Raw genomic sequence first — 6,051 nt, forward strand, 5'->3', positions numbered from 1 at the left:
ATGAGCCATGACGAACTCCCTCAGGGCCGGTCGAGGAAGGTGACGAGGGTGCGGTTGAACGCCTCCGCCTGCGTCACGCTATGCGCGTGGCCGCCGCTCTTGGCCAGATCCAGCGTGGCGTTGGGCAACGCCGCCGCGAGTTCCTCCGAGCGCAGATAGGGCACGAGCACGTCGTCGGCCGCTGCCATCACGAGGGTTTCGTGCGGGATACCGGACAGATGCGCGGTGAGATCGAAGGCTTCCAGCGCCGCGATCCGCCGCAGCGTGTTCTCAGGTCCGGGAAAATGCGCCAGGGCATGGGCCTCGTCCGCCGCGACGCGCTCCGCGTTGAGCGAAAGCCAGGGCGCCGGATAGAGGAAGATCGCCTGCGCGGCCACGTAGGCTTCGGGGCCGGCATGGGCCAGCAGGGCCTTGCGGGCGGCAAAGCACCGCTTCGTCGCGGAATCGGTCCTGGCCCAGCCGTTGATGACCACGAGCCGTCCCACCCGGGTGGGATGGGCACGCGCCAGTTCGAGGCCGATGAGCCCGCCGAGCGCATGCCCGACGATGTCGGCCGTGGCGATGCCGAGATCGTCTATCACCCGAAGGGCGTCGGCGGCCATGGCGGCGATCCTGTGGCCCTGTTCCAGCGCATCGGGCGAGCGCCCGGTGCCGCGATGATCGTAGCCGATCACCCGAAACCGCTCGGCCAGGGCTGGAATCTGCGGCGCGAAATAGCCGCACGATCCGCCGAGACCCGGCGAGAGCAAGACCGTCCGTTCCCCGTCCCCGTGGATCTCGTGATGGATGGTCGCGCTCACGGTTTGCCCACATGAGCGACGGAGGCGATCTCCACCAGGGCGTCTGGCTTCACCAGGCCGCACTGGATGCAGTAGCGCGCCGGCTTCTCGCCGGGGAAGTAGCTGGCATAGACCGCGTTGATCGCGGCGTAATCCGCCCAGTCCTTCAGGAAGATGTGGTTGAAGGTGACGTCGTCCATGGTGCCGCCGGCAGCGGTCACGACGCCCTTGATCGTCTCCAGCACGTGTCTCGTCTGCGCGCCGGCATCGCCCACATGGACGACGTTGGCATCCGCATCCAGCGGCAGGGTGCCCGAGACGTAGAGCACGCCGTCGGCGAGGGTGCCCGGCACGTAGGGGGCCAACGGCTTGCCGGTGCCTGGGGGAATGATCACGGTCTTGGGCATGGTTCGCGGTGCTCCCGTTCGATCGTCGAAATGGCCGTCTTCGTCGTCTGTGTCGTCTTGCCCACCCGTGACCTCATCCTGAGGTGCCCGCGTCAGCGGGCCTCGAAGAAGGCCTCCAGGCCCCTGGGAGCGAACTGAAAGCCTCCTTCAAGGCCTCCGCTACGCTGCGGCACCTCAAGATGAGGTCGAGGGCGCGAGGGAGGATGTCACTCCGCCGCCGCGGCGTCCCGCTCGCCCAGGGCCGCCTCGAAGCTCGCGACATCCGAGACCCAGCCGAAGAAGGTCTCGATATTCGCGAGCGCACCGGCCTGCAGGCTGTCCGGCCCCGCCTGATGCGTCGCGTCGGCGAGGACGATGCCGAAATATTCGAGGAAGAACCCGTCACGCAGGGTCGATTCCACGCAGACGTTGGTGGCGATGCCGGTGAAGACCAGGGTGCGGATGCCGGCCGAGCGCAGCAGGCTGTCGAGTTGGGTGTTGTAGAAGCCGCTGTAGCGCGGCTTGCCCAGCACGATGTCGCCGGGCTCGGGGCTCAGCGCATCCACCAGGGCGTAGTCCCAGCTTCCCTTGGCGAGCAGCCGCTCGTTCATGTCGGGGCGGCTGCGCATGGTCTTGAGGGCGTTCGACTTGTGCCAGTTCGGCGAGCCCGGCCCTCCGGCCTCGACATAGTCCGGGTCCCAGCCGTTCTGGAACCAGACGATCCTGATTCCGGCCTTGCGGGCGGCAGCGACGGCCGTCGCGATCCGTCCGATCACCGGCCCGGTCGCCGAGACGTCGAACCCGGCGAGATCGAGATAGCCGCCCTTCGTGGCATAGGCGTTCTGCATGTCGACGACGATGAGGGCCGTGGCCTCGGCAGCGAAGGCGATGGGTTCCGGCCGGGCGGGGAGGGTGATGCCGCCATGGCGCCCGGCCGGATCGTGATAGCCGGCGACCATCACGCCACCTTCGCCATCGGCACCGCATCGGCGGTGACATGCGCCCGCGAGCGCATCAGCGGCTGGATGCGGGTGCCGTAGGCGTCGAGCCCTTCGAGGAAATCGTCGAAGACCAGGAGCACGCCCTCGGTGCCGGGCACGGTGGCGACCTCGTCGAGCATGCGCGCCACCTCCGCGTAGGAGCCGACGAGGGTGCCCATGTTGATGTTCACCGCCGAGGTCGGGTCGGCCATCTGGCGCACGTTGGTGTCCGAGCCGGATTTGGTGTCGGCCGCCCCCTGGACCCCGAGCCAGGCGATGGCCTCCTGATCCGCTCCCGCCTTGTAATGCTCCCAGGTGGCGCGGGCCTCCTCATCGGTCTCGGCGGCGATGATCATGAACAGCACGTAGGACGACACGTCCCGGCCCGTCGCGGCCTTGGCGAGTTCCAGCCGCTCCACCGTGGGGGCGAAGGCTTTGGGCGTGTTCACGCCCTTGCCGAAGCAGAAATTGTAGTCGGCGTATCTGGCGGTGAATTCCATGCCGGCGGCCGACTGGCCGGCGCAGATGATCTTCATCTCCGCCTGCGGCCGGGGCGAGAGCCGGCAATCGTCCATCTGGAAGAACTCGCCCTTGAGGTCGCAGGACCCCGTCTCCCACAAATCGCGCAGCACCTGGGCGTATTCGGAGAGGTATTCGTAGCGCCGCGAAAAGTACTCGTCGCCGGGCCACAGGCCCATCTGCGAGTATTCAGGCCGCTGCCATCCGGTGACGAGGTTCAGCCCGAAGCGGCCGCCGGAGATGGAATCGATGGTGGAGGCCATCCGGGCGGTGATGGCGGGGGGCATGCACAGGGTGGCGGCGGTGGCGAAGAGCTTGATCCGGCTCGTCACGGCGGCGAGGCCCGCCATCAGTGTGAAGGATTCGAGGTTGTGGTCCCAGAACTCGGTCTTGCCGCCGAAGCCCCGCAGCTTGATCATCGACAGGGCGAAATCGAGCCCGTAGCCTTCGGCCTTGAGGACGACCTGCTTGTTCAGTTCGAAGCTCGGCTTGTATTGCGGCGCGTTCTCCGACAGGAGCCAGCCGTTGTTGCCGATGGGAATAAAGACGCCGACATTCATGACAACCTCGCTGAGCTGGCAGAGATTGGACGATGGGATCCAATGCCGGTCAAGGTTGCGAACGGAGTGTACCGTGTTCGCCCCGTCCGATGGTGAACGGTAGCTGTTTGGACCATATGATCAAACTCTAAATCCAACAGATATAGGTGTTTGCCCAAACTCTCTCCGATTTGCCCGGTGGGGAGGCGGCGTCTGCTGAATTGCGGGGCGGATACGCGAATCTTCTCTGGCCATCCTCGCGACGTGACACGTTCTCGTGAGTCCTCCCTCTCGGACATTGCCTTCGGGAAGCATGCGGTCAGTAATCTGGAGGTATTCAAAACAACCACGGAGAGGAAACCCCATGCGGTACCCGATGCTCGGTGCTCTCGTCGCGATGCTGCTTCCGATGGCGGCCCACGCCGAGGGCGATGCCGCCGCCGGCGAGAAGGCGTTCGCGCCCTGCAAGGCCTGCCATGCCTTCGGCAAGAACGGCGTCGGCCCGGATCTGACGGGGGTTGTCGGACGCAAGGCGGCCTCCCTCGACGGGTATTCCTACTCGGCCCCGCTCAAGGCGTCCGGCCTCACCTGGGACGAGGCGAACCTGCACGAATGGCTGAAGAACCCGAAGGCCAAGGTGCCGGGGACGAAGATGGTGTTCGCCGGCTATCCCGACGACAAGAAGATCGATGACGTGATCGCGTATCTCGCCTCGAAGAAATAGGTTTTTCGGGGATCTCGACGATGGGGCTCGCTTCCAGAGCGGGCTCCTGGACGCGAAATCCGCCGAGTGCCTATCGCAGGCCTAGCCCGGTGAGGATCAGGGCCTGCGTGCTCGCCACTGTACTTTCGAAGAAGTCGGATTCGTCGAGGCTCCGGCCGGTGACCGCATCCACCTGGACCGCGAAATCGGCGTAGTGCTGGGTGATCGCCCAGATCGAAAAGATGAGGTGGTGCGGGTCGTGGGCACCGATGCGGCCCTGGTCGATCCAGCCGCGCAGGATCGCCGCCTTGCTCTCCACCAGCCCGCGCAGGGGGCCTTCGAGCTCGGCCCGCAGGAGCGGTGCGCCCTGGACGATCTCCAGGCAGAACAGCCGCGAGGCCTGCGGCGCATCCCGCGACAGGGTCAGCTTGGCGCGGATATAGGCCCGGATCGCGTCGGCGGGCTCGCTGTCCGCGTCGAAGGATTGCAGGGGATCGAGCCAGACGTCGAGGACGCGGCGCAGCACCGCCACGTAGAGCTCTTCCTTGGAGGGGAAGTAGTAGAGGAGGTTGGCCTTCGACAGGCCGGCCCGCTCGGCGAGCCGGTCGACGCTCGCCCCGTGCAGGCCGAGCCCCGAAAACACCTCTAGTCCGGCATCGAGGATCGCCTCGCGCCGCGCCGCGCCGTCCTTGCGGCGACGGCGTTCGGGGGGCTTCTCGACGGTCGTTGGCACGGATATGCGGTCCTGTCGGGTTTCGAAGAAGCGGCTGGGAACTTCACGGCCTCACGCGTTCCCCTCGTCCCGTCGGGGCCACCGCTTCGAGGATGGAGTAGGAACGCCCGTTCCGTCCAGCGGGCGGGGGATCAGCCCGGCGGATGAGTGTTCATCCAATGCTCGGCGATATCGATCCGCCGCGCGACCCAGACGTCCTCATGGGCGGCGATATGGTCGAGGAAGCGGGCCAGCGCCGCGATCCGTCCCGGCCGCCCGACGAGGCGGCAATGCAGGCCCACCGACATCATTTTCGGCGCGGTCTCGCCCTCCGCGTAGAGCGCGTCGAACGTGTCGCGCAGGTAGGTGAAGAAGTGGTCGCCGGTGTTGAACCCCTGAAGGGCGACGCATTTCATGTCGTTGGCGTCCAGCGTGTAGGGCACCACGAGGCCGCGTCCGCTCGGTTCCTCGATCCAGTAGGGCAGGTCGTCGGCGTAGGAATCGGCGAGCCAGGTGAAGCCGGCCTCCACGCCGAGATCGAGGGTGTGAACCGAGGAGCGGCCCGTGTACCAGCCCAGCGGCCGCTCGCCGGTGATCTCCGTGTGGATGCGGATCGCCTCGTCCATATGCGCCTTCTCCTCCTCGCGGGTGAAGTCGCGGTAGTCGATCCATTTCAAGCCGTGGCAGGCGATCTCCCAATCGGCCTCCTTCATGGCCGCGGCGATATCGGGATGGCGGGCGAGCGCCGTGGCGACGCTGAACACGGTGACGGGAACATTCCGCGCCTGGAGCAGACGCCAGATCCGCCAGAAGCCCGCACGCGAGCCGTATTCGAACATCGATTCCATATTCATGTGCCGCTGGCCCGGCCAGGGTTGGGCGCCGACGATCTCCGACAGGAACGCCTCCGAGGCAGCATCGCCATGCAGGATGCAGTTCTCGCCGCCCTCCTCGTAGTTGAGCACGATCTGCACCGCGATCCGCGCGCCGTTCGGCCAGCGCGGATGGGGCGGGTTGCGGCCGTAGCCGACGAGGTCGCGGGGATAGGTCACGGGGCCTGCCCTAGTCTCAGGGAGAGGAATGCCTCCGCTGTTCGGCCGAGGAGCGGCGTCCTGTCAACCGATGGCGCATAGACCGTATAGATTTGTCGCCGGTTAGGGACAGGCACGCTATGTTTGCCACTTCGGCATCGTCACGAATATAGTTCCGGCATCGAATCCCGAAGAAAATCGATGCTCAGAAGCGTCCCGTCATGGATCTCATAGGGCTGGGTTCCCGATGGAGATTTGAAGCTTTTTGCGATAATGGCATGGGGAACGGTGATTTCCGTAGCCAGCAGTCCATCTTCAATGACTGCTAGAGCGGCATCCGATCAGGTTGGATCGAAAGCATCGTAGCCTGCGGCCACGAGGTAGTTGCGGCACTCATTCGGT

General features: G+C 65.9%; 6 protein-coding genes and 1 pseudogene. 1 reads left to right on the forward strand and 6 read right to left on the reverse strand.

The annotated features are described in order from the left end of the window. Positions 1–20: 20 nt before the first annotated feature. From rutD to rutA, 4 genes are all read right to left on the reverse strand, one after another. On the reverse strand, positions 21–800 hold the full coding sequence (rutD, locus tag AC0IXR_RS14740) for a pyrimidine utilization protein D (protein WP_471761279.1): 780 nt from the start codon (positions 798–800) through the stop codon (positions 21–23). After that, the gene (gene rutC / locus AC0IXR_RS14745) at positions 797–1,186 is read right to left on the reverse strand and encodes a pyrimidine utilization protein C (RefSeq protein WP_056425656.1); all 390 of its coding nucleotides are present in this window, start codon (positions 1,184–1,186) and stop codon (positions 797–799) included. Before rutC ends, rutD begins: the two co-directional genes overlap by 4 nt. A 206-nt stretch (positions 1,187–1,392) precedes the next feature. Further along, positions 1,393–2,124: a pyrimidine utilization protein B gene (gene rutB, locus AC0IXR_RS14750; protein ID WP_471761280.1), complete on the reverse strand. Its 732-nt coding sequence runs from the start codon at positions 2,122–2,124 to the stop codon at positions 1,393–1,395. After that, positions 2,124–3,224 carry a pyrimidine utilization protein A gene (rutA, locus tag AC0IXR_RS14755; RefSeq protein WP_471761281.1) on the reverse strand — a complete coding sequence of 367 codons (1,101 nt, stop codon included), beginning with the start codon at positions 3,222–3,224 and terminating at the stop codon, positions 2,124–2,126. Before rutA ends, rutB begins: the two co-directional genes overlap by 1 nt. 343 nt (positions 3,225–3,567) lie before the next feature. Between rutA and AC0IXR_RS14760 the strand changes: the two genes are divergently transcribed. After that, positions 3,568–3,927 carry a c-type cytochrome gene (locus AC0IXR_RS14760; protein ID WP_026175908.1) on the forward strand — a complete coding sequence of 120 codons (360 nt, stop codon included), beginning with the start codon at positions 3,568–3,570 and terminating at the stop codon, positions 3,925–3,927. A 70-nt stretch (positions 3,928–3,997) separates the two neighbouring features. On the opposite strand, the gene rutR is transcribed toward AC0IXR_RS14760, so the two are convergent. Then, positions 3,998–4,639: an HTH-type transcriptional regulator RutR gene (gene rutR, locus AC0IXR_RS14765; RefSeq protein WP_461223444.1), complete on the reverse strand. Its 642-nt coding sequence runs from the start codon at positions 4,637–4,639 to the stop codon at positions 3,998–4,000. Positions 4,640–4,779: 140 nt separating this feature from the next. Continuing rightward, a pseudogene (puuE, locus tag AC0IXR_RS14770) lies at positions 4,780–5,670 on the reverse strand (allantoinase PuuE); the annotation flags it as partial. Positions 5,671–6,051: the final 381 nt, after the last annotated feature.

Source organism: Methylobacterium sp. AC832, assembly GCF_979256025.1.

Bases quoted from the DNA above. Each gene is read 5' to 3' on its own strand.
- rutC (WP_056425656.1), bottom strand. From the start codon at position 1,186: ATGCCCAAGACCGTGATCATTCCCCCAGGCACCGGCAAGCCGTTGGCC.
- rutB (WP_471761280.1), bottom strand. From the start codon at position 2,124: ATGGTCGCCGGCTATCACGATCCGGCCGGGCGCCATGGCGGCATCACC.
- rutA (WP_471761281.1), bottom strand. From the start codon at position 3,224: ATGAATGTCGGCGTCTTTATTCCCATCGGCAACAACGGCTGGCTCCTG.
- AC0IXR_RS14760 (WP_026175908.1), top strand. From the start codon at position 3,568: ATGCGGTACCCGATGCTCGGTGCTCTCGTCGCGATGCTGCTTCCGATG.